The organism is Caballeronia pedi (assembly GCF_001544915.2).
In the GTDB taxonomy this organism is placed as follows: Bacteria; Pseudomonadota; Gammaproteobacteria; order Burkholderiales; family Burkholderiaceae; genus Caballeronia; species Caballeronia pedi.
Map to the genome: position 1 here is coordinate 26494 of NZ_FCOE02000001.1, position 21812 is coordinate 48305.

A 21812-nucleotide genomic window follows, 5' to 3' on the forward strand; every position below is an offset into this window, starting at 1 on the left:
GGCGGCGGCGGGCGCGGACGGCGGCGAGCCGGCCGCGCGCGTGCATGCATCAGTGGAGCACGACGGGTTGGGTCATCAGAATATCGAACTGACCGAGGAATTCATCGACATCTTCGAGCGACGGCTCGTCTGCGATCAGTTGCTGCACGTGCTCGCGAAACTTCGCGGCGAGCGCGCCGTCGATGAAAATTTCCCGTTGCGTGTTCTTGTCGACGATCTCGTAGCCGCCCGCCTTCATGGCGAGATGGTTGTCCTGCGGCGGAAATTCGACGACGCAATAGTTGGGGCTGTTGTAGATCATTTGCATGGCGACACTCCTTATTCCTTGTTTGCTCCGTGGCAATCCTGACGCTTAGTTGGAGCGATTGGGTTGGAATTCAAGGGGTGGCCTCGACGTAATGCCAGTGGTATCGAGGCTTTCTCTGCAACAAAAACAGGCTAAATCAGGTGGAACCGCGTAAGAAATCTCCCAAAAGCGCGGAAAAGCGCTGCGATTCCTCCACCGGTGACAAATGAGCGGCATTGAGTAATTCGAATCGCGCGCCCGGCACTACGTCTGCAACAACCTTTGAGGCAGCATGCGGCGTGCCAACATCGTGCTGACCCGCGACGACGAGTGTGCGCTTCGTCACAGTGGGCAGTTTGTCGCGCGCATCGAAACGGCTGACCGCTTCCGCGGCGCGCGCAAAGCCCTCTGCGGGCGTGTTCGAGATGGTATCGGCGATCTGCTCGACCACTTCGGGATGCGCCTTACGGAAGTCCGGCGTGAGCCATCGCTCGAGCGTTGTGTCCACGATACTCGCAGTCCCGTTTTCGCGCACGGAAGCTGCCCGTTGCGCGAAGGTCGGGCGCGCGTCCTCAGGAATAAAGGCCGGCGCGCCGACGACCGTCAGAGTCTCCACTTTGTCCGCATGGTTGATCGCGAGCTTCTGCGCGACCATGCCGCCGATCGACAGCCCGACCACATGCGCCGACGGCGCGCCGAGCTTGTCGAGCAGCGTCGCGAGATCGTCGGCGAGATCGTCGATCGTGAAGGCGTCGGGCGAGACGGCCGTTTCGCCGTGGCCGCGCAGGTCGTAGCGCAGCACGTTGAAGCCGTGCCGGAAGTAGCCGGCCATCTGGTCCCACACCGAGAGATCGCCGGCCAGTTGATGGATGAAGACGAGCCAGGGACCGCCGCCTTCGTTGTCTAGAACATAGCGTGTATCGATGCGATTGATCGTCAACTGCATGTCGGCTCCGTAAAGAATGCGGTTTGCGATGCTGTTTCCGATTGACTGCACGCGATGCCGCGCGTCGCTGTCCCGAGTGTCACGAAGTGTGACGGTGGCGTTACGGTTTGTCCGCATCGGGCGTTGCGGGCGCGGCTGGCGCGGATTCCTCAGACGCAGCTTGCGTGCCCGGTGTGACATCCTGTGTCGCCGACGGCGGCGGTGCGGTGGTGAGCTTGCCGGCCCAGAGCAGTTCGACCTGCATTCCGTTCGGCTCGGTTTGCAGAATCCGCACGGGCAGCCAGCCGATGGACGGCGCGAGCCAGATGTCGAGCCTGCGGCGATCGCCCTCCTTGCGCGGCAGGCGCGTGAAATGGCGCGCCGACGTGAAGCCGCCGCGCGCCTGCACGGTTTCGTCGCCGACGGTTTCGATCGGCCAGATTTCGTTGCTGTCGTTGTCCGCGACGCTGAATTGACGCGTGACGCCCGGCTTGTACTTGTCCGGCGCGCCGCGCACGAGGCTCGCGAGCTGCATGACGACGCTGAAGCGGTCCTGCGCGCCGTCGGCGAGCGGCTGGCTTTGCGGCGTCTTCGTGTAGACGATCTGCTTCGTGTCGCGGTTGAAGACGGCGACATCGGCGGCGCGGCGGCCGCGCTGCTCGGAATACTGCTCCGGCGCGATGCCGAATCCGTCGATATGGCCCTTGCTCGAATACACGAACGGACCGACGAAAGGGATGGGAATCGAGACGACCATCTCGTAGCGCTGACCGTCGTTGATCCAGTGGATCGTGCCGGTCTGGTTCATCATGCCGTTGACGAGCGTGTCGTAACGTAACTCGCCCGTGGGCGGAACACTGAACTTGTCGCCCGATGCGACGGCGGCTTGCGACGCGGGCGCTGGCGCAGCGGCAGGGCTCGACGCGGGCGCTGCCGCCGGCGCGGAGGCCGCCACGCCCGACGCAGCGGCGGGCGCATCCGGCTGTGACGTCGCGGCGCTCAGCACCGGCGCGGGCGCGGCGGGTTTTGGCGGCGCGGGTGCGGGCACGGGCATCGGTGCGGCCGGTGTCGGCGGCGCGGGTGCGGGCGCGGGCGGCTGCGGCGCGGGCGGGGCGATCGGCTTCGGCGTCAGCAATTCCACCTGCACGGGCGGCGTCTCCGGCGGCGCGTTGGTCGGCTGGCGATTGTGTTCGAGCCACCGCATGGCGCTCAAGTGCAGGCACGTGACGATCAGCACGGCCAGCGCCCAGCGCGCCCAACGGCGCGGCGTGGCGGATTCGGAGGCGGCGTCGGGCGGCTCGCCCGACGCGGGGTGAGATCGGCGGAATTGAAACAGTGACATCGTGCTGGGGGAGAAAGAAGCGCGTGGCGGGGAGGCGAAACGCGTAAGACACGCGCGATGGAAACGATGTTCCTCGCCCACGTCGACGAACGCGCTCAGCGCTCGCCCGCTTTATACCCCAATTCATACGACAGCTCGCGCGCGCACTCGCGCAACGCGGAATCGATTTCGCCGCCCCAGCGCGTATCGAACGTGCCTTCGTGCCCGAGCGCGATGAGGCCGAGCGCGAGTTCGCCGGTCGAATCGAACACCGGCGTGCAGAATGCATGGATCGTCGGCAGCAGCATGCCTTCGACGCGCGCCGCGCCGTGCTCGCGCACTTCGGCGAAGTGCGGCTCGACATCGGCCAGGGTTCGCTTCATCGCGACGAGTTCGCGCTCCAGCATCGGCTGCGTCTTGCTGCGCGGCAGATACGCGGCGAACAGCAGGCCGGTCGCGGACGTGAGCAGCGGCATCACGTCGCCCAGTTTGAGCGACGCCTTCGCCGGATGGCTCGACTCCATCCAGTGCACGACGGTCGGCCCCTGATTGCCCCAAACCGCGATGCCGACCGTCTGATCCAGCCGGTCGCGCATCTGCGCGAGCGCGATGCGCGCGAGCCTCACGCCATCGACGCGCGCAAGCCGCGCGAGACCCATCTGCAACGCGAAGCCGCCGAGTTCATAGCGCCCGGAAACCGGGTCCTGCGATGCAACCCCGAGCCGCAGGAAACTCACGAGATAACGATGCGCCTTCGCCGGACTCATGCCCGCGCGCTGCGCGAGGTCGCGCAGCATCATCGCGCGCGGCTCATTGGTGAGCACGTCGAGCAGCCGGAAGCCGACTTCGATCGATTGAATGCCGGAGCGGGTTTTTTCCTCGGCGGCGTCGTTGGCGTCGAGGTTGTCTTCGTCGTCGGAAGCAGCGGATGGGATCGATTGCATGAAGCGCGAAAAGCACAGCCAAGGGATTCACCATCGTAAAATAGATTTCCCTTAACGTCATCTCAAGCTATGAAACTTGCCACGCTGAAGGACGGCACGCGCGACGGCCAGCTCGTCGTCGTATCGCGCGATCTGCGCACGGCGGCCATCGCCGATGGAATCGTCTCGACGCTGCAACGCGCGCTCGACGACTGGATCTTCTACGCGCCGCAACTCATGGAAGTCTACGAGGCGCTGAATGCCGGCCGCGCGCGCAATACCTTCCCGTTCGATCCGAAATCCTGCATGGCGCCGCTGCCGCGCGCGTTTCAGTGGGCCGACGGCTCGTCGTATGTGAATCACGTCGAACTCGTGCGAAAGGCGCGCAAAGCGGAAATGCCGCCCGAATTCTGGACCGACCCGCTGATGTACCAGGGCGGCAGCGACGACTTCATCGGTCCGACGGACGACATCGTGTGCGCGACGGAATCGTATGGCATCGACTTCGAAGCGGAAGTCGCGGTGATCACATCCGATGTCCACATGGCCGCGATGCCCGACGAAGCGCTGCGCAGCGTGCGTCTCCTGATGCTCGTGAACGACGTGTCGCTGCGCAATCTCATTCCCGCCGAGCTCGCGAAGGGCTTCGGCTTCTTCCAGAGCAAGCCCGCGACGGCGTTCTCGCCTGTCGCCGTCACGCCCGATGAACTCGGCGACGCGTGGCGCGAAGGGCGCGTGCATCGCCCGATGATCGTGCACTGGAACGGCAAGAAGGTCGGCCAGCCGGATTGCGGCACGGACATGGTGTTCCACTTCGGGCAACTGATCGCGCACGCGGCGAAGACGCGCAATCTGCGCGCGGGCTCGATCGTCGGTTCGGGCACGATCTCCAATAAGGACGCGAAGCGCGGCTACTGCTGCATCGCTGAGAAGCGCTGTCTGGAAACCATCGAGCACGGCGCGCCGCAGACGGAGTTCATGAAGTTCGGCGACGGCGTGAAGATCGAGATGTTCGACGAAGACGGCAAGTCGATCTTCGGCGCGATCGATCAGGCGGTCGTTCAACCGGAGCATTGAACGGGTTTAGCCCGATGCGGCGTGCGCAAGCCTCGCCTTACACTTTGCCGGGCTGCGTTCGCGCAGCAATAAAACGATCAAAAAAAGGAGACTTCGATGGCGGCAGGCAAGTGGACATTCCTGGCGGGCGCGGCGTTCGCGCTCGCCGCGACGACGGCGGCATTCGCGCAGACGGCGCAGCACGTGAAGATCGGCCTCGTGCTCTCGCTGACGGGACCGGCCGCGTCGCTCGGCATTCCCGCGCGCGACACCGTCGCGCTCCTGCCGAAGGAAATGGGCGGCAAGCCGGTCGATTACATCGTGCTCGACGATGCATCCGACACCACGCAGGCCGTGCAAACCACGAAGAAGCTCATCAGCGAAGATCAGGTCGATGCGATCATCGGCTCGTCGATCACGCCGAACTCGCTCGCGATGATCGATGTCGTAGCGCAAGGGCAAACGCCGATGATCTCGCTCGCGTCGTCGTCGAAGATCATCGAGCCGGTCGACGACAAGCGCCGCTGGGTCTTCAAGACGCCGCAAACCGATGCGATGATGGCCTCCGCCATCGCCGAGCACGCCAGCAATCACGGGGTGAAGACGCTCGCGTATATCGGTCAGGCGGACGCGCTCGGCGAGACCTTCTACGCCGAAGTCGCGAAATTCGCGCAGTTGCACAAGATCGAAGTGGTCGCGAACGAGCGCTTCAATCGCACCGATCCGAGCGTGACCGGGCAGATTCTCAAGATTCTCGCGGCGAAGCCGGATGCGGTCGTCGTCGGCGCGGCCGGCACGCCTGCGGCGTTGCCGCCGAAGACGCTCGCGCAGCGCGGCTTCAAGGGCAAGGTGTATCACAATCACGGCGTGGGCAATCGCGACTTCCTGCGCGTGTGCGGCGCGGATTGCAACGGCACGTTCCTGCCCGCGAGCCCGGTGCTGGTCGCCGCGCAGTTGCCCGACGATCATCCGGCCAAACGTCTCGCGCTCGAATACATCAAACTGTATGAGGCGAAGCAGGGCGCGGGCACCGTATCCGCGTTCGGCTCGTATGCGTGGGACGCGGGCATGCTGCTCAATCGCGCGGTGCCCATCGCGCTGAAGGCGGGCGCGCCCGGCACGCCGGCGTTCCGCAGTGCGCTGCGCGACGCGCTCGAAGGCACGAAGAATTTTTCCGACACCAACGGGCAGGTCAACATGACGCCCAACGATCACATCGGCCTCGACCAGCGCGCGCGCGTGATGGTCGAGATCCGCGACGGCAAGTGGATTTACCAGCCGCGCTAACCTTTAGTGAACTGAACCATGAGCGATCTCTCTCTCTACGCGAGCTACAAGTCGCTGGAGTTGCGCCGCCATCCGCACGGCGTGCTCGAAGTGGTGATGCCCGGCGCGGGCGCGAACAAGAGCGGCCTGTCCACCGCCGACGCCAACATGCATCGCGAGCTCGCGGATATCTGGCGCGACATCGATCGCGATCCCGATACGCGCGTCGCGCTGATCCGCGGCGAAGGCAAGGGCTTTTCGGCGGGCGGCGATCTCGGCCTCGTCGAGGAGATGGCGAACGACTTCGACGTGCGCGCGCGGGTGTGGCGCGAGGCACGCGATCTCGTCTATAACGTGATCAACTGCGGCAAGCCGATCGTCTCCGCGATGCACGGTCCCGCAGTCGGCGCGGGTCTGGTCGCGGGCCTCCTCGCGGATATCTCGATCGCGTCGAAGTCGGCGCGCATCATCGACGGGCACACGCGGCTCGGCGTCGCGGCGGGCGATCACGCGGCGATCGTATGGCCGCTGCTGTGCGGCATGGCGAAGGCCAAGTACTATCTGCTGCTGTGCGAGCCAGTGAGCGGCGAGGAGGCGGAGCGCATCGGACTGGTGTCGCTCGCCGTCGAAGAGAACGAACTGATGCCGAAGGCGATCGAAGTGGCGAACCGTCTCGCACAAGGCTCGCAGACCGCGATCCGCTGGACCAAGTACGCGCTCAACAACTGGCTGCGCTCGGCGGGACCGACCTTCGATACGTCGCTCGCGCTGGAATTCATGGGCTTCGCGGGCCCGGACGTGCACGAAGGCATGCGCTCGTTGCGCGAGCGGCGCGCGCCGGATTTCCCGGGCGGCGCGCCGTTCTGAGCCGCGCGAATCTCACACGCAAGAAAACAAGGAGAGTCGAATGACCGATAACACTGGCGGTACGCCGCCCTACACGATTCCCGGTTTTCCCGGATTCGGCCAGGCCGACATGATGGGCAAGATGTGGGAACTGATGCGTCTGAATCCGTTCGCCGCCGCGATGCCGGGCGGCGGGCAGGGCATGGGTCCCTCACTCTCGATGATGTCCGACATGCTCGCTCCGCTCACCAACATCGAAGAACTCGACAAGCGCGTGACGGACATGCGCGCCGTCGAGCACTGGCTGAAGCTCAATCTCAACATGCTGCAATCGGCGATTCAGGCGCTCGAAGTGCAGCGCGCGACGCTCGCGACGCTGCGCGCGTTCGGCGCGTTTGCGCAGACGTCGGTCGAAAGCGCGCACAACGCCGCGACGGAGAACGCGAAAGTGGCGAGCGCGGGCTGGCCGATGAGCGGTGCGGCGAAGCCGGAAGCGCCGAAGCCGGCGGCGGCAGGCGTTGCGCCTGCGAGCGAGACATCGGCTGAAGGCGAGGAAGCCAGCGAGACGGCGTCCGCGCCGCCCGGTTTCGATCCGACCGGCTGGTGGAACGTGCTGCAATCGCAGTTCAATCAGCTTGCGCATCTCGCGATGCTTCAGCCTGGCATGACCGGCCAGTTCGACCCGACGGGCGCGGCAGGTCAGCCGGGTGCCGCCGCCGGTGAAAACAGCGCCGGACAGCCGGCGGACGGCGCGGAGGATAAACCCGACGCCGCCTCCGCGGCTGCGAAGAAAGCGCCGGCACGCAAGGCCGCGCCGCGCAAGAAACCCGTCTGACTTTCCTTCTTCAGGCGTTTTCGCCCTGAAACTGCGCTCGGCGGCGCGTCACGTTCCGCCGAGCCTGCCGACTTCCTTCGATGCGCCAAGCGTCATCGAACCGCGTCATTGTGCGTCCGCCAGTTCGACGAAACGCATCTCAGCACCGACGAACGTTGCAATTTTGTCTATGATGAAACATCGACGGCGCCCGAATTTGTCCACCTTCGGCGTCGGGCATGCAATCTGCATCAAGCGTGGTGTCTACGATTCAAATCAATCTGTCCATGACAAACTCATCAGAACAAGACTTCGATTCCGGGCCGCTTGCCGATGACCCGGAGACGCCTGAGCCCGCGCAGCGGGGCGCTGCGGCCTCGGGCGGGGCGGGAATCGGCATTGGCGCGATCGCTCAGGAAATTGGTCTGACGAAGGACACATTGCGCGTCTGGGAGCGTCGCTACGGTTTTCCTCAGCCCATGCGCACTGCGGGCGGCGAGCGGCTGTATCCGCAGGAACAGGTGACGAAGCTGCGGCTCGTCAAGCGTTTGCTCGACGCGGGGCATCGCCCGAGCAAGGTGCTCGCGCAACCGATCGACCTGTTGCAGCAACTGGCCGAAAGCTCCGGCGTCGGCCAGGATGCGCCGGACGCCGAACTCGATCACCTGATCTCGCTGTTGCGCAGGAGCGCGTACGAAGAGTTTCGCTTCGGCCTGCTGAAGCGCGCCACGCGCGACGGGCTCGAACGGTTCGTGCTCGATATCGCGGCGCCGCTGTCGGCGCGCGTCGGCAACGCGTGGGCGGCGGGCACCTTGCAGGTGTATCACGAACATTTGTTCAGCGAGGCGATCCAGGCGTCGATGCGCACGCTGATGCGGCCGCTTTCCGATGCCGTGCGCGGGCGCGGCGGCCGGCCGCGCGTGCTCCTCACGACGCTTTCCGGCGAAGGCCATGGCCTCGGTATCCTGATGGCCGAAGCGATGTTCACGCTCTCCGAATGCGAGTGCGTCCAGCTCGGGCTGCAGACGCCGCTGCACGATATCGTCGATGCCGTGGCTGCCCATGAGGTCGATGTCGTCGCGCTGTCGTTCACGGCGGTGCTGCCCGCGCAGGCCATCGCGAACGGGCTGACCGATCTGCGCAATCTGTTGCCGCCGCACGTGCGCATCTGGGTGGGCGGGAGCAGCCCGGCGCTGCGCCGCAAATTCAGCGACGGCATACAACTCGTCGGCGGTCTCACGCCGATCGACGAAACTGTCGCGGATTGGCGTCAATCGGCCGTGCTATGATCGATTGCGCTCGCTGCGGCGAGTATTGGCGCGCAAGTTCGCGGCGCATGCATATCGTGCATATCGCATGGCTGTCACGCGAGCAGGGCATACTGCGCGGCCGGCGCCGTATCGGCGGCGGTCACGGCGCCACTTGAACATACCTCAGGCACAGGTTTCGCTCCTCACCCACGGTAGAACAAGACGCAACACGCAACATTTGCACGGGGAGTGCAGTGTTTCAGCGGGACGCGAGGCCTTGTCGCCGCGCCCTATTTGCGCGCTCGTTGTCGCTTTTCGTCTTTGGCCGACCGAATCCCGCGTAAAATTGAAAGCTTGGCTGCTTGCATGCAAGCATTTGCGTACGCGTCGGCCGAAAGTCAACACAGATATAACGTCGCATAAGTGGCATCAGGGGTGGACTATGAACACCATGCTTTATCCGGAACTTTATAAATCGCTGGAATCCGTCCGCTGGGATATGGAGAAGGATATCCCGTGGGACAAATTCGATGTTTCCCTGCTCACCGACGAGCAGGCCAAGACCATCAAGATGAACGCGATCACCGAATGGTCCGCTCTTCCCGCAACCGAAATGTTCCTGCGTGACAACCACCATGACAGCGATTTCTCCGCTTTCATGAGCGTGTGGTTCTTCGAGGAACAGAAGCATTCGCTCGTGCTGATGGAGTATCTGCGGCGCTTCAAGCCCGACATGGTGCCCACCGAAGAGGAACTGCACGCGGTGCGCTTCGAATTCGATCCCGCGCCGCCGCTGGAAACGCTGATGCTGCACTTCTGCGGCGAGATCCGTCTGAACCACTGGTATCGACGCGCGGCCGAGTGGCACACCGAACCGGTGATCAAGCACATCTACGAAACCATTTCGCGCGACGAAGCCCGCCACGGCGGCGCGTATCTGCGCTACATGAAGAAAGCGCTCACGAATGCAGGCGACACCGCGCGCGCGGCGTTCGCGAAGATCGGCGTGCTGATGGCGTCCGCGCGCCGCACGGAAAAACCGCTGCATCCGACCAACCTGCACGTGAATCAGGCGCTGTTTCCGCGCGACACCGTGCAGTCGCGCCTGCCCGATCCGGAATGGCTCGAGCGCTGGCTGGACGACCAGATCCGCTTCGACGACAGCTGGGAAAAGAAGGTCGTCGAGCGCATTCTGCACAACCTGTCGATTCTGTTCGAGCGTTCGTTTGCGACCGCGCAGGAATTGAACCGTTATCGCAAGGAAGTGACGCAACGTCTGCAAGCGGCGCCGGGCGGCGCGGCCGAGCAGCCGGCCTGAGGTTTCAGGACTCAGGCTTGCGACGATGAAGCGGCCCGCCGGGTAGAACCGGCGGGCCGCTTGCATTTCATCGCTGCCGATTCGCGTGCGAGGTGTCGTGGCACAATGCGCGCTTTCAGCACATCGCCACGAGCGCCGTCATGCCCGCTATTTTCGAACGCAAGATCATCACGCGCGAAGCGCTCGCCGCGCGCCGTCCCACGCTCGCTGGCCCGGTCGTCTTCACGAACGGCGTCTTCGACATTCTTCATCGCGGCCACGTGAGCTATCTCGCCGATGCGAAAGCGCTGGGCGCGACGCTCATCATCGGGGTGAACAGCGATGCGTCGGTGCGAACGCTCGGCAAGGGCGACGACCGGCCGATCAATCGCGAGGACGATCGCATGGCGCTGCTGGCGGCGCTGGAAAGCGTCGACTGGGTCGTGAAGTTCGAGGAATCGACACCGCTGCAACTGATCGAGGCCGTGCATCCCGATGTGCTGGTGAAGGGCGGCGACTACGACATGGACAAGCTCGCCGAATCGGCGCTCGTGCGCAGCTGGGGCGGCAAGGCGCTCGCCATCGCGTTCGAGCACGACCGGTCGACGACCGCGCTGCTCAGAAAGGTTCGCGCGCAGTCCTGACTGTTCTGCGCTGGCTTACTGCCCGAGCGGTGCAGTCTGCACGTTGGCGGCCGGCGCCGGTCCGCCGACGCGCGGCTGGTCGAATGATTCTTCGGGACGGAGCGGACGCGTTGCGAGCGCTTCCGGATGCACCTGCTGCAAGAGATGGTACGGCTCGCGTGCGCCCGCCGCGGGCAGCGGACCGAACATGCCGCGCATGACCGCGAACATCAGCAAGTTGGCGAGAATCAGGAGGGCGATCAGCCAGCGCAGCATTCCTGGGCTCCGTCGATCAGATAAGGGAATCAGGATGAATGGCGCGCTGTCGCGTCACGCGCGATGAGCGCGAGGCCGGACAGCACGAGGGAATCGTGTCGCGTATGCGGCACGTCGAGCGCGCCTGCGATTTCATGCGCGGCGCCGCCGCCGAGCACGAGCCGGACGTCGGCATGCAAGTCCGCTTTCAGATCGTGCCACGCGCGCTCGATCAGACTCGCCTGTGCGAGCAGGCATCCGGACGACAGCGCGGCGGCCGTGTCGGTGGCGAAGAGGCTGCGCGTCTGACTCAGCGCTTCGCGTGCGGATGCGGCGTCGAGCGTCGGCAGTTGCGCGGTGTGGCTGCCAAGCGATTCCATCATCAGCGACCAGCCCGGCGCGATTAAACCGCCGATGAAGACGCCGTCGGCGCGCAGCGCTTCGAGCGTCGTCGCGGTGCCGAAGGTTGCGACCAGCAGATGCTCGCCCGGATACGCCGCGCGCGCCGCGATCATGCCGGCCCAGCGATCGCTGCCGAGGCGCGTCGGATCGGCGTAGCTGTTGACCACGCCGCATTGTTCGGCGCGCGCGCGCACGACGGTGCGCGGCAACGATGGCCAGCGCGCGTCGATCAGCCGCTGGATACGGTTCTGCACCGGCATGCCCGCGACGTTCGAAATCCACGCGCTCGCCGGCACGGGCAAAGTGGACCAGTCGCCGAGCGCGGCGTCGTCGGCGGCGGTCGAGTGATGCGCGTGCTCGAATGCGCCGTTCGTCAGCGACGCGCCGTGAGCATCGACGAGCGACCACTTGATGCGGCTGTTGCCCGCGTCGATGAGCAGATACGGCGCTTCATCGCCGGACGTTTTCACGGGCGCTCCCTCGCGAGACGCAGCGTGAGTTCGCCTGTGGCGACGGCGCGCGGACCTTCGGGTGCGTCGATCAGCAACTGGCCGCTGTCATCGACGCCCGCAGCGATGCCGCGCGTTACTTCCATGCCTTGATCGATCAGCGCGACTTCGCGTCCCGCCCAGGCGTGTGCGTCGAGCCAGCGCTGGCGAAACGGCTTGAAGCCCTCTGCTTCGAAACGCGGCAGCGCGGCGTCGAGCGCGTTGAGGAGCGCGGCGAGCGCATCGGTGAGATTGGCGTCGGGCCACGCGCGCGCGAGCGCCGCCGGTGCGGCGCCGGGAGCGGACGACGCGGCCATCCGATTCGCGTCGTCGACCTGCGCGGCGAGTTGCTCAGCACCGTGCAGGTTTACGCCGATGCCGATCACGACCGCCGTCGCGTCCGGCGTGTTCCACGCGGTTTCGATGAGAATGCCGGCGAGCTTGCCGTCGTCGAGCAGGACATCGTTCGGCCATTTCAACGCCGGGCGCGCGGATGGCGCGAGCGGCAGACGCGCGAGCGCATCGAGCACGGCGGTGCCGATGGCGAGACTCAGACCCGACAGTCCTTCGATCGGCCGCTTCAGCACGCAGCCGACCGACATCAGCAGCGCATTGCCCGGTTCGGCGAGCCACGCGCGGCCGCGCCTTCCGCGCCCGGCGGTTTGCGAATACGCGATGCGGGCGACCGGCGCGGGCGTACCATCGCGCCGTGACGTGCGCAATTGCGCCATCAGATCAGCGTTCGTGGAACCCGTTTCATCGACGATGTCGATGGTCCAGTCGCGAACTGGACGCTCGGCGAGTGCCGCGAGCCGGGTGCGATCGATGCGCCAGGGCGCGTCGGGGGCGAAGGGGGAAGAGGTCATGGCGGGTATTGTAGCCGTGGGTCGGGCGTGCTACACCTGCCGGCGAGTCACACGATCGAGATCCGCAGCGTCTTGCCGCAGGCTGCTGCGTATCTGCGCAAGGCGTCGAGCGTCGGCGAGTGCCTCTTGCTGACGATCGACGCTTCGAGCCGGACAACGGCGGAAGGGGTCGTGCCCATGCGTTCGGCAATTTGCGCATACGTCAGTCCGGCGTCCGCGCGCGCCCGACGGAACGCGTTTTGCAGCTGGGCGAGGCCGTCGCTGTTCGGCAGCGAGCGATGCCCTAGTTCAAATTCGGATTGTGCTTGGGTCATTCAGTGATTTTTATTCGTTGGATACCGTAGGCGCGCGTGCAGTACATTCAGAACGGTGATGCGATCCGAAGCCTACGGGCGCGTGGCCGCCAGTCAACGAGCATTCCGCGCCTTCCGTTTCGTCGCTATCAGGGCGTCCATTTCCGCGAACACCTGATCATGCGGGATCGATGGAGCCGGCTCCGACAGCGAGGCTTCGACCTCGGCGCGGAACCATTTGTCGTAAAGTTCGGCGTCTTCAAGCGTTTCGAACTCGGAAATGAGCGGGTCCAGTCTTCCATCCATTTGGTTTGCTCCGGAACTGTTCAAACCATGATAGCGCAATGACTCAAGCGCACCGCAACCCGGAAATTCCGATCTTGCCGCGCTCAAACCCATCGCGCCGCGCCACCATCCCCGCCCCCGCGACACACTTCGCTACAATGTCCTCTCCCCATTAACCGCGTCTCATCGCGCCATCGATCCTTGGACTTCGACACGCCGCCGCGCCTACGGGTGGAAGCTGGTCAGCAGGGCAAGGTGGTCCGGCTCTCGGGCCAGTGGACCGCGCTCGCGCTCGCCCGCGACCGCGCGAAGAGCGGCGTCACGCGGCGGCTGCGCGCCATCGGGCGCGAAGCGATCAGCCAGTGGGATCTGTTGTCCGTCGAGCGGCTCGATCACGTCGGCGGGCAGGCGCTCTGGCGGGTCTGGGGCCGAAAGATGCCCGCGACCATCGCGCTGTCCGACACTCAACGCGAAATCTTCGAGCGCGTCGCGCTGCTCGATGCCGAGCGCGAGGAACCCGAGCCCATCGACCGCGTCGATCCGGTCACGCGTCTCGGTCAGCTGATCTTCACGTTCTTCGATCATCTCTACGGCGGCCTCGCACTGTTCGGCGGCTTCATGCTCGATCTCTTCGGGCTCGTTCGGCGTCCGCAGCGAATCCCGTGGACGGAAATCTCCGCGAACATCTATAGCGCGGGCGCGCAAGCGCTCGCGATCACCGCGCTCGTCGCGTTCCTGATCGGCATCGTGCTGAGTTATCTGTCCGCGCAACAGTTGCAGGCGTTCGGCGCGAACCAGTACATCGTGAACATTCTCGGGCTGTCGGTGATCCGCGAGCTCGGCCCGGTGCTCTCGGCGATTCTCGTCGCTGGGCGCTCCGGCTCCGCGATCACCGCGCAGATCGGCGTGATGCGCGTCACCGAGGAACTCGACGCGATGCAGGTGATGGGCATTCCGCACGGCCTGCGACTCGTGCTGCCGCGCGTGATCGCGCTCGGCATCGCGATGCCGCTGCTCGTCATGTGGACCAACATCATCGCGTTGACGGGCGGCGCGCTCGCGGCGAAGCTCGTGCTGTCGATCGACATGAACTTCTTCATTCGCTCGCTGCCGTCGGTCGTGCCGATCGCGAATCTGTGGATCGGGCTCGGCAAGGGCGTCGTGTTCGGCATGCTGATCGCGCTCGCGGCGTGTCATTTCGGCTTTCGTATCAAGGCGAATTCGCAGAGTCTCGGCGAAGGCACCACGACCTCCGTCGTCACGTCGATCACCATCGTCATTCTCGCGGACGCCGTGTTCGCGATCCTGTTTCAGAACGTCGGACTCTGACCGCCATGTCGACCACGCTCGCCACCGCCGTTCGCCATCAGCCGCCGCCCGTCATCGCGGAACCGGTGATCGAAGTGCGCGATCTCACCAAGCGCTACGGGCGCACGGTGATCCACGAGCATCTGAATCTGGACGTGCGGCGCGGCGAGATCGTCGCACTGCTGGGCGGTTCGGGCTCGGGCAAGACCACGCTCGTGCGGCAGATGCTCGGGCTGGAATCGCCGACCTCGGGCACCATTCACGTGCTCGGCGAGGAATGGGCGCAAATGGACGAGGAAACCGCGAAGATGCTGCGCACGCGCTCCGGCATGATGTTCCAGCAGGGCGCGCTGTTCTCGTCGCTGACCGTGTACGACAACATCGCGCAGCCGTTTCGCGAACTCGGCAAGATTCCCGAGGATCTGATCCGCGAGTTCGTGATGTTGAAGCTGGAGATGGTCGGGCTGTCGTGCAAACACGCGAGCAAGATGCCCTCGGCGCTGTCGGGCGGGATGGTCAAGCGCGTGGGCATCGCGCGGGCGATCGCGCTCGAGCCCGAACTGCTGTTTCTCGACGAACCCACCGCCGGTCTCGATCCGAAGGCGTCGGACGAATTCGTCGATCTGATCGCGACGCTGCATCGCGCGCTCGGGCTGACCGTCGTCCTGGTCACGCACGATCTGGATACGATGGTCGCGCTCTCCACGCGCGTCGCCGTGCTGGCGGAGCGGCGCGTGCTGGTCGCTGCGCCCGTGGAGGAAGCGTGCGCGGTGGACCATCCGTTCATCCGCGAGTATTTTCTCGGACGGCGTGGGCGGCGCGCGTTGCAGGCCCTGCCGCCCGAGCGTCGCGCGAAGCTGCCGCCGGCCGCGCTGGAGGACGCGCGGATCACCGTCAGCAAATAGCCGCACGACCCGCCGCCGACGCCGCCAGGAAGTCAAAGGAACCCGCCGATGGAAAACAAATCACATGCGTTCTGGACTGGGCTTTTCACGATCGCCCTCGTGCTGGCCATCGCGTTCGCCGTGTTCTTCTTCAACGTGGATCGCACCGTGCGCGTGCCGTACGATCTGATCGCCCGCACCAATGTCACCGGGCTGTTCACGGACGCGGCCGTGCGTTATCGCGGCCTGGGCGTCGGCAAGGTGCAGTCGATCAGCTTCGACAAGTCGCATCCGGGGCAGATCCGCATCCGCATTCTGGTCGATAAAAACGCGCCGATGACGCACTCCACCTACGCGACACTCGGCTTTCAGGGCGTGACGGGCATCGCGTTCGTGCAGCTCGACGACACCGGCAAGGACACGGAAGCGCTGGCGTCGTCGCCGCAGCACATCGCCGAAGTGCCGATGCGCCCGGGCCTGTTCGAGCAGTTGCAGCAGCGCGGCGACGTGATCCTGCGCAAGTTCGAGCGCCTCGCGGACGACGCCGACAAGTTCCTCTCCGACGACGTGCGCGATCAGCTCATGGCGACCACGAAGAGCTTGCAGGGCGCCGCTGACGGCATCGCGACGCTCGCGAGCCAGGTTCAGCCCACGACGGCGCAGTTGCCGCAGACGCTCAAGCAGATCAACACCACGCTCGCCTCGACCAATCAGCTCGTGCAGAACCTGAATCGTCCGGATGGCCCGTTGTTCACCAATCTGAACAAGGCGGGCAAGGCCGCGGAAGACGCAGGCGCGGCGCTCGCCGACATGAACGAGTCGCTGCGCTTCGTGACGGCGCGCGTCGGCTTCGAGGCGCTGCCGCGCTTCTACTCGTTCGGCGACGACGTGAGCGCGGCCGCCCGCTCGGTCGATCGGGCCGCCGACGCGTTCAGCACCAATCCGCGCAGCGTGCTCTTCGGCGCGCCGCAGAAGGAGCCGGGGCCGGGCGAGCCGGGCTTCACGTGGCCCGCGAAAGCCGCGCATTGATCGAATCGAGAGAACGACATGGCAAAGATCGACATGAAAGTAGCGGCCGCGGCGTTCGCGCTAACCTGCGTCACGATGCTCGCGGGCTGCGGATCGACCTCGACCGTGATGCCCAACGCGCGCTACGACCTCGGTGCGGCGCCTGTGACGGACGGAACGGCCAACGTCGCGCCGACGCCGCCTGTGAAGGTGCTCGCCGTGGCCGCGCCGCGCAGCCTGGAAACCGACGCGTTCGCGTTTCGCCTCAGTTATGTCGATGCGCAGCGCACCGGCAGCTATTCGAACAGCCACTGGACGATGCCGCCCGCGCAACTCCTGACGCAGCGTCTGCGCGAAGCGCTCGCGGCGCGCGGCCCGATTCTCTCGGGCGCCGATCCGGTGCGCGCCGTGCCGCTGCTCGAAGTCGAGCTGACGGGCTTCGAACAGGTCTTCGACGCGCCCGAGCAAAGCCACGGCCTCGTGTCCGTGCGCGCGACGCTCACGCAGCAAGGCCGCGTGGTCGGCCAGCGCAGCTTTGCCGCGAGCGCGCCCGCGCCGAGCGCCGACGCAGCCGGTGGCGCGCGGGCGCTCGCCGCCGCATCGGACGATGTGATCGCGCAACTTTCCGCGTGGCTCGCCGCACAACCGCTGACCGCATCGCGATGACCTTCGGCAGTTTCATCAACCGCCCAGCAAGGAGGCGCCCGGGCGGCTCATGACGATCAAGCAATGGCAGCGCCGCCCGTCGGCGTTTTCCCGGCAGGCGCTCGCCGCGTACGCGGCGCTCGTCGTGTATGGCTCGCTCTATCCGTTTTCCGGCTGGCGTTCGCTGGGCCTGAGCCCGTTCGCGTATCTCCTCGATCCGCTGCCGCAATACCTGACCGCCTTCGATGTCGTCACTAACGTGCTCGGCTACATGCCGCTCGGCGTGTTGATCGTGCTCGCGCTGTATCCGCGCTTTCGCGGCACGCTCGCCGTGTGCGCGGCGCTCTTCGGCGGCGCGTTGCTCTCCGGCACGATGGAGGCGATTCAGACGTATTTGCCTACACGCGTCGCCTCCAACCTCGATCTCGCCGCCAATGCGTTCGGCGCGCTCCTTGGCGGCGTGCTGGTCGCGCCCGCGACGAGCGCGCTGCTCGACCGGGGCGTGCTGCGGCGCATCCGCTTCACGTGGTTCGAGCGCGATGCGGCATATGTCATCGGACTATCGGCGCTGTGGCCGTTCGCGGCGATGTTCCCCGCGCCGTATCTGTTCGGCGGCGGCGACTTGCCGCGCGTGTTGTGGGACGAACTCGACCCGTCGATGCAGGACGCGATTCTCGCGTGGACGCCCGTTTCGTGGGATGTCGAAAGCTGGCCGGACCGGCTCGGCGCGCTCTTGCCCGACGACGCGTGGGAAGCGCTCATCACCTCCACGGCTCTATTCGCGGCGCTCGTGCTTTTGACGCTGCTCACGCGCAAGCGCGCGCCGCGCATCCGGCTGATGCTCGGTCTCATCGCGATCACGCTGTTCGCGAAAGCGGGCGCGACCTTCCTGCAATCGCGCGCGGGCCTGACCTTCGACTGGGCGACCGACGGCGCGCTCGAAGGCATCGCGCTCGCGACGCTCGCGGGCGTGCTGTCGGTGTCGCTGCCGCGCGGCTTGCGGGCGGCGCTCGCGGGCGCGGCGCTGGTCGTCTCGCTTGCGCTCGTCAATCTGCTGCCGGTGAACCCTTATTTCGACATCGTGCTCGCCGACTGGCGGCAGGGACGCTATCTGCATTTCAACGGGCTTGCGCACTGGCTCGCGTGGGTGTGGCCGTACGCGGCGCTCGGCTGGCTCGCATCGGCGGCGGAGCGCGCGTGGCTCGCGCGGCGGCGCGCGAGGCGAGTCGACGGCGGCGGGTGAGGGCGGGCACGAACATCGCTCGCTATAATCGACCGACACTTCTCATTGCACCCGCTCATGGATTCCTTCTACAAGTACCACGTGTTTTTCTGCCTGAATCAGCGCGACGCCGATGCGCCGCGCCCGAGTTGCGCGAACTGCAACGCGCAGGCCATGCAGGAGTACGCGAAGAAGCGCGTGAAGCAACTGGGCCTCGCGGGCGACGGCAAGGTGCGCATCAACAAGGCGGGCTGTCTCGACCGCTGCGAGCTGGGGCCGGTCGTCGTCGTGTATCCGGAAGGCACGTGGTACACGTATATCGATGAAACCGACATCGACGAAATCGTCGATTCGCATCTGGCCAACGGCAAAATCGTCGAACGTCTTCTGATCGATCAACCGGCATGAACGCGCAAACCGAAAAATTCCTGATCGACGGGCCGGTCGGCAAGATCGAATGCGCGCTCGACCGCCCCGATGCAACGCCGCGCGGTATCGCGCTCGTCGCGCATCCGCATCCGCTGTTCGGCGGCACGATGGACAACAAGGTCGCGCAGACGCTCGCGCGCACCATGGTCCAGCTCGGCTACGTGACGTATCGCTCGAATTTTCGCGGCGTCGGCGAAACGGGCGGCGAGCATGACAACGGCATCGGCGAACAGGAGGACCTGCTCGCGCTGATCGACCACATGCGCGCGCAGCCCGGCCAGGCCGACGTGCCGATCGTGCTCGCGGGCTTTTCGTTCGGCACCTTCGTGCTGTCGCATGTCGCCAAGCGCATGCTCGATGCGGGCAAGGACATCGAGCGCATGGTGTTCGTCGGCACGGCGGCGAGCCGCTGGGAAGTCGCGCCCGTGCCCGACACCACGCTCGTGATTCACGGCGAAGTGGACGAGACCGTGCCGATTCAATCCGTCTACGACTGGGCGCGGCCGCAGGAATTGCCGGTGGTCGTGATTCCGGGCGGCGAGCACTTCTTCCATCGCAAGCTGCATATTCTCAAGCGCGTGATCGTCGACGCGTGGCGCTGAGCCGTTTCCCCGATCGATCGGTAAAGCCGGCTAAGCGTCGCCTGAAAAACGTTAAAACGGGCGTGAACCGCGCAGATTCAAAGGAAACCGGACGCGCCCGACGCGTATAATGGCGCAGAATTTTTTCGCTGTTTCAGGCCGCGCGAAGCTGTAGTCGAGCATCTCGCGGTCTTCGAAACCCGGCTTCCGAGAACCGTTTTCGCATCCGTCTGTCGAACGAGCGCTTTTTGCCGCGGTGCCGCGCGCGCCGCTGTCATGGCGAAAAGCCCGACCAGCAGCGACGGTCTGCCTGTTCAACCCGTGCTCCGCCGATCTTCCGATCCCAGATCGCCGTCGTCGCAGCCTGCTTTTTCCGCCGATCGATCCTATGCGCTTTGTCCCTTCCGGCCTGTCTCTTCCTTCCATTTCTGTTTCCGCCAAAGCCGCTTTCGTTCTGCCCGCCTTGCTGGCGGCAGCGAGCGCTTTCGCTCAGGTTCCGCCGCCCGACGTAACCGCACGCTCGTGGGTGCTAGTCGACGCCACCAGCAATCAGGTGCTCGCGTCCGGCAATCCCGATGAGCGCGTCGAACCGGCGTCGCTCACCAAGCTGATGACCGCGTATCTCGTCTTCGACGCGCTGAAGTCGAAGAAGATCAACATGGATCAGACTGTCATGCCGAGCGAGGCCGTGCGCCGCGTGCGCACGGACGAGTCGCGCATGTTCATCGAGGCGAACAAGCCGGTGACCGTGCACGATCTCGTCTACGGCATGATCGTGCAGTCGGGCAACGACGCGGCTATCGCGCTCGCGGAGCTCGTCGGCGGCAGCGAAGGCAACTTCGTGACGCTGATGAACGCGGCCGCGAAGCGCATCGGCATGAAGCACACGAATTTCGCCGATGTGAACGGCATGCCCGATCCGCAGCATTACACGACCGCCGGCGATCTCGCCGTGCTGTCCACGCGGCTGATCCGCGACTTCCCCGAGTACTACAGCATCTTCTCGGTGAAGGATTTCACGTACAACAAGATCAAGCAGCCGAACCGCAACCGCCTGCTGTGGCTCGATCCGACCGTCGACGGTCTCAAGACCGGCCACACCAAGGCCGCGGGCTACTGCCTGATCGCCACCGCGCAGCGTCCGCTCGCCGGCATGCCTGACGCGAAACGCCGTCTCGTCGCCGTGATGATGGGCGAGCCGAAAGAGCACAACCGCGTGCAGGACAGCCTGAAAATGCTGAACTACGGCTATACCGCGTACGACGCGTTGCGCCTGTACAAGGCGGACCAGGTGGTCGACTCGCCGCGCGTGTACAAGGGCACGGCCGACAGCGTGCAGGCGGGCGTCACGACCGACCAGTACATCACCGTGCCGAAGGGCCTGGGCGAGAAGGTCAAGCCGACCGTCACGCACAGCGACCTGCTCGTCGCGCCGATCAAGAAGGGCCAGCAGATCGGCACCGTCAAGATGATGGCGGACGGCAAGGAAGTCGCGCAGTTCCCGCTCGTCGCGCTGCAGGACGTGCCGGAAGCCGGTATCTTCGGCCGCCTGTGGGATTCGGCGCTGTTGTGGTGGCAAAAGCGCAAGTAATCGATTGTCTGAAAGGGAGCGGTTCCGATGAGTCAAGCCGAAGTTTTCGATCCGACGGTCTACCTGAACGGCGAGTGGGGACCGCTTTCCGAAGCGCGCATTCCCGTGCTCGACCGCGGGTTCATCTTCGGCGACGGCGTGTATGAAGTCGTGCCGCTCTACGCGCAAGCCGATGGCGCGCGCCTGCCGTTCCGCCTCAAGCAGCATCTCGCGCGGCTCAATCGCAGTCTCGGCAAGATCTGCATCGACAATCCGTTCGACGAAGCCGGCTGGCGCGCGCTGATCGATCGCGTGATTCAGGAAAACGCCGGCAACGGCGACGCGCTCGTCTACATTCAGGTCACGCGCGGCGTCGCGAAGCGGCGCGGGCATGCGTTTCCGGCGGGCATCACGCCGACCGTGTTCCTCATGCTCGGCCAGCTCGTGTTTCCGAGCGTGGCGGATCGCGCGCGCGGCGCGGTGGCCGTGACCGCCGAAGACAAGCGCTGGCTGCATTGCGACATCAAATCGGTGTCGCTGCTCGGCAACGTGCTGATGGCGCAGCACGCCGCCGAAAACGACGCGCTCGAAACCATCCAGTTGCGTGACGGTTTGCTGACGGAAGGTTCGTCGTCGAACGTGTGGGTCGTGAAGGGCGGCACGCTGCTCGGCGCGCCGCGCGGACCGCGCATTCTGGAAGGCATCCGCTACGGGCTCATCGAGGAACTGGCGCGCGAAGCGGGCATTGCGTTCGAGGAACGCGACATCACCGAGGCCGAACTGCGTTCGGCCGACGAAATCATGATCAGCTCCGCGACCAAGGAAGTCATGCCGATCACGACGCTCGACGGAAAAAGCGTCGGCGACGGCGCCCCCGGTCCGGTCTATGCTGCACTGTACGAAGCCTACCAGCGGGCCAAGGCGCGTGAATTCGCGCAAGAGGCCGCGCGCGCCAGATGACGCGCGAAG

General features: G+C 65.4%; 26 protein-coding genes. 16 read left to right on the forward strand and 10 right to left on the reverse strand.

Annotated elements, in window-relative coordinates:
- Positions 1-49 precede the first annotated feature (49 nt).
- The 4 genes from AWB80_RS00130 to AWB80_RS00145 form a co-directional block, all read right to left on the reverse strand.
- On the reverse strand, positions 50-307 hold the full coding sequence (locus tag AWB80_RS00130) for a BTH_I0359 family protein (RefSeq protein WP_061172628.1): 258 nt from the start codon (positions 305-307) through the stop codon (positions 50-52).
- 136 nt (positions 308-443) lie between these two features.
- On the reverse strand, positions 444-1232 hold the full coding sequence (locus AWB80_RS00135) for an alpha/beta fold hydrolase (protein WP_061173056.1): 789 nt from the start codon (positions 1230-1232) through the stop codon (positions 444-446).
- Between the two features lie 100 nt (positions 1233-1332).
- Positions 1333-2553: a DUF3108 domain-containing protein gene (locus AWB80_RS00140; RefSeq protein WP_061172629.1), complete on the reverse strand. Its 1221-nt coding sequence runs from the start codon at positions 2551-2553 to the stop codon at positions 1333-1335.
- A gap of 95 nt (positions 2554-2648) precedes the next feature.
- Complete coding sequence (locus AWB80_RS00145) at positions 2649-3476, reverse strand: IclR family transcriptional regulator (RefSeq protein ID WP_061172630.1); 828 nt, start codon at positions 3474-3476, stop codon at positions 2649-2651.
- A 69-nt stretch (positions 3477-3545) separates the two neighbouring features.
- Here AWB80_RS00145 and AWB80_RS00150 point away from each other — a divergent pair, with 69 nt between their 5' ends.
- The 7 genes from AWB80_RS00150 (at position 3546) to rfaE2 (ending at position 10628) form a co-directional block, all read left to right on the forward strand.
- Entirely contained in the window at positions 3546-4532 is a 987-nt protein-coding gene (locus tag AWB80_RS00150) for a fumarylacetoacetate hydrolase family protein (protein ID WP_061172631.1), read from the forward strand.
- A gap of 96 nt (positions 4533-4628) precedes the next feature.
- The gene (locus tag AWB80_RS00155; RefSeq protein ID WP_061172632.1) at positions 4629-5798 is read left to right on the forward strand and encodes an ABC transporter substrate-binding protein; all 1170 of its coding nucleotides are present in this window, start codon (positions 4629-4631) and stop codon (positions 5796-5798) included.
- An 18-nt stretch (positions 5799-5816) separates the two neighbouring features.
- A complete protein-coding gene (locus AWB80_RS00160) occupies positions 5817-6644 on the forward strand; it encodes an enoyl-CoA hydratase/isomerase family protein (protein ID WP_061172633.1) in 828 nt (275 codons plus the stop codon).
- 40 nt (positions 6645-6684) lie between these two features.
- Complete coding sequence (locus tag AWB80_RS00165) at positions 6685-7458, forward strand: PhaM family polyhydroxyalkanoate granule multifunctional regulatory protein (protein WP_061172634.1); 774 nt, start codon at positions 6685-6687, stop codon at positions 7456-7458.
- 266 nt (positions 7459-7724) lie between these two features.
- Positions 7725-8726 (forward strand): MerR family transcriptional regulator, encoded by a 1002-nt coding sequence (locus AWB80_RS00170; RefSeq protein WP_061172635.1) that lies wholly within the window; start codon positions 7725-7727, stop codon positions 8724-8726.
- Positions 8727-9129: 403 nt separating this feature from the next.
- Positions 9130-10005, forward strand: a complete 876-nt coding sequence (locus AWB80_RS00175; RefSeq protein ID WP_061172636.1) for a ferritin family protein — start codon at positions 9130-9132, stop codon at positions 10003-10005.
- A gap of 140 nt (positions 10006-10145) precedes the next feature.
- Positions 10146-10628, forward strand: a complete 483-nt coding sequence (rfaE2, locus tag AWB80_RS00180) for a D-glycero-beta-D-manno-heptose 1-phosphate adenylyltransferase (protein WP_061173057.1) — start codon at positions 10146-10148, stop codon at positions 10626-10628.
- A 15-nt stretch (positions 10629-10643) separates the two neighbouring features.
- Here rfaE2 and AWB80_RS00185 read toward each other — a convergent pair whose 3' ends face one another.
- From AWB80_RS00185 to relB, 5 genes are all read right to left on the reverse strand, one after another.
- Positions 10644-10883, reverse strand: coding sequence for a hypothetical protein (locus tag AWB80_RS00185; protein ID WP_061172637.1), 240 nt, complete (start codon positions 10881-10883; stop codon positions 10644-10646).
- 29 nt (positions 10884-10912) lie between these two features.
- Positions 10913-11734 carry a type III pantothenate kinase gene (locus AWB80_RS00190; protein ID WP_061172638.1) on the reverse strand — a complete coding sequence of 274 codons (822 nt, stop codon included), beginning with the start codon at positions 11732-11734 and terminating at the stop codon, positions 10913-10915.
- The gene (locus AWB80_RS00195; protein ID WP_061172639.1) at positions 11731-12618 is read right to left on the reverse strand and encodes a biotin--[acetyl-CoA-carboxylase] ligase; all 888 of its coding nucleotides are present in this window, start codon (positions 12616-12618) and stop codon (positions 11731-11733) included. The genes AWB80_RS00190 and AWB80_RS00195 overlap by 4 nt, the downstream gene beginning before the upstream one ends.
- Before the next feature lie 47 nt (positions 12619-12665).
- Positions 12666-12932: a helix-turn-helix domain-containing protein gene (locus AWB80_RS00200; RefSeq protein ID WP_061172640.1), complete on the reverse strand. Its 267-nt coding sequence runs from the start codon at positions 12930-12932 to the stop codon at positions 12666-12668.
- 93 nt (positions 12933-13025) lie between these two features.
- Positions 13026-13217 (reverse strand): type II toxin-antitoxin system RelB family antitoxin, encoded by a 192-nt coding sequence (gene relB / locus AWB80_RS00205; RefSeq protein WP_061172641.1) that lies wholly within the window; start codon positions 13215-13217, stop codon positions 13026-13028.
- Between the two features lie 180 nt (positions 13218-13397).
- Here relB and AWB80_RS00210 point away from each other — a divergent pair, with 180 nt between their 5' ends.
- From AWB80_RS00210 to AWB80_RS00240, 7 genes are read left to right on the forward strand one after another with little or no spacing between them, the layout of a single operon-like run.
- A complete protein-coding gene (locus tag AWB80_RS00210) occupies positions 13398-14525 on the forward strand; it encodes an MlaE family ABC transporter permease (protein ID WP_061172642.1) in 1128 nt (375 codons plus the stop codon).
- A gap of 5 nt (positions 14526-14530) precedes the next feature.
- Positions 14531-15409 carry an ABC transporter ATP-binding protein gene (locus AWB80_RS00215; protein ID WP_061172643.1) on the forward strand — a complete coding sequence of 293 codons (879 nt, stop codon included), beginning with the start codon at positions 14531-14533 and terminating at the stop codon, positions 15407-15409.
- A 48-nt stretch (positions 15410-15457) separates the two neighbouring features.
- On the forward strand, positions 15458-16417 hold the full coding sequence (locus AWB80_RS00220; RefSeq protein WP_061172644.1) for an MlaD family protein: 960 nt from the start codon (positions 15458-15460) through the stop codon (positions 16415-16417).
- An 18-nt stretch (positions 16418-16435) separates the two neighbouring features.
- Positions 16436-17062 carry an ABC-type transport auxiliary lipoprotein family protein gene (locus tag AWB80_RS00225; protein WP_061172645.1) on the forward strand — a complete coding sequence of 209 codons (627 nt, stop codon included), beginning with the start codon at positions 16436-16438 and terminating at the stop codon, positions 17060-17062.
- Positions 17063-17111: 49 nt separating this feature from the next.
- Positions 17112-18284, forward strand: coding sequence for a VanZ family protein (locus tag AWB80_RS00230; protein WP_061172646.1), 1173 nt, complete (start codon positions 17112-17114; stop codon positions 18282-18284).
- A 57-nt stretch (positions 18285-18341) separates the two neighbouring features.
- Positions 18342-18671 carry a (2Fe-2S) ferredoxin domain-containing protein gene (locus tag AWB80_RS00235; RefSeq protein ID WP_061172647.1) on the forward strand — a complete coding sequence of 110 codons (330 nt, stop codon included), beginning with the start codon at positions 18342-18344 and terminating at the stop codon, positions 18669-18671.
- Entirely contained in the window at positions 18668-19294 is a 627-nt protein-coding gene (locus AWB80_RS00240) for an alpha/beta hydrolase (protein WP_061172648.1), read from the forward strand. The genes AWB80_RS00235 and AWB80_RS00240 overlap by 4 nt, the downstream gene beginning before the upstream one ends.
- Before the next feature lie 51 nt (positions 19295-19345).
- Here the strand turns inward: AWB80_RS00240 and AWB80_RS43040 are convergent, their stop codons facing one another.
- Entirely contained in the window at positions 19346-19591 is a 246-nt protein-coding gene (locus tag AWB80_RS43040) for a hypothetical protein (RefSeq protein WP_143327942.1), read from the reverse strand.
- A 70-nt stretch (positions 19592-19661) separates the two neighbouring features.
- On the opposite strand from AWB80_RS43040, the gene AWB80_RS00245 reads away from it, so the two are divergent.
- Together AWB80_RS00245 and AWB80_RS00250 are read left to right on the forward strand one after the other, a co-directional pair.
- Entirely contained in the window at positions 19662-20864 is a 1203-nt protein-coding gene (locus AWB80_RS00245) for a D-alanyl-D-alanine carboxypeptidase family protein (protein WP_061172649.1), read from the forward strand.
- Between the two features lie 27 nt (positions 20865-20891).
- Entirely contained in the window at positions 20892-21803 is a 912-nt protein-coding gene (locus tag AWB80_RS00250; protein WP_061172650.1) for a D-amino acid aminotransferase, read from the forward strand.
- The last annotated feature ends 9 nt before the right edge of the window (positions 21804-21812 follow it).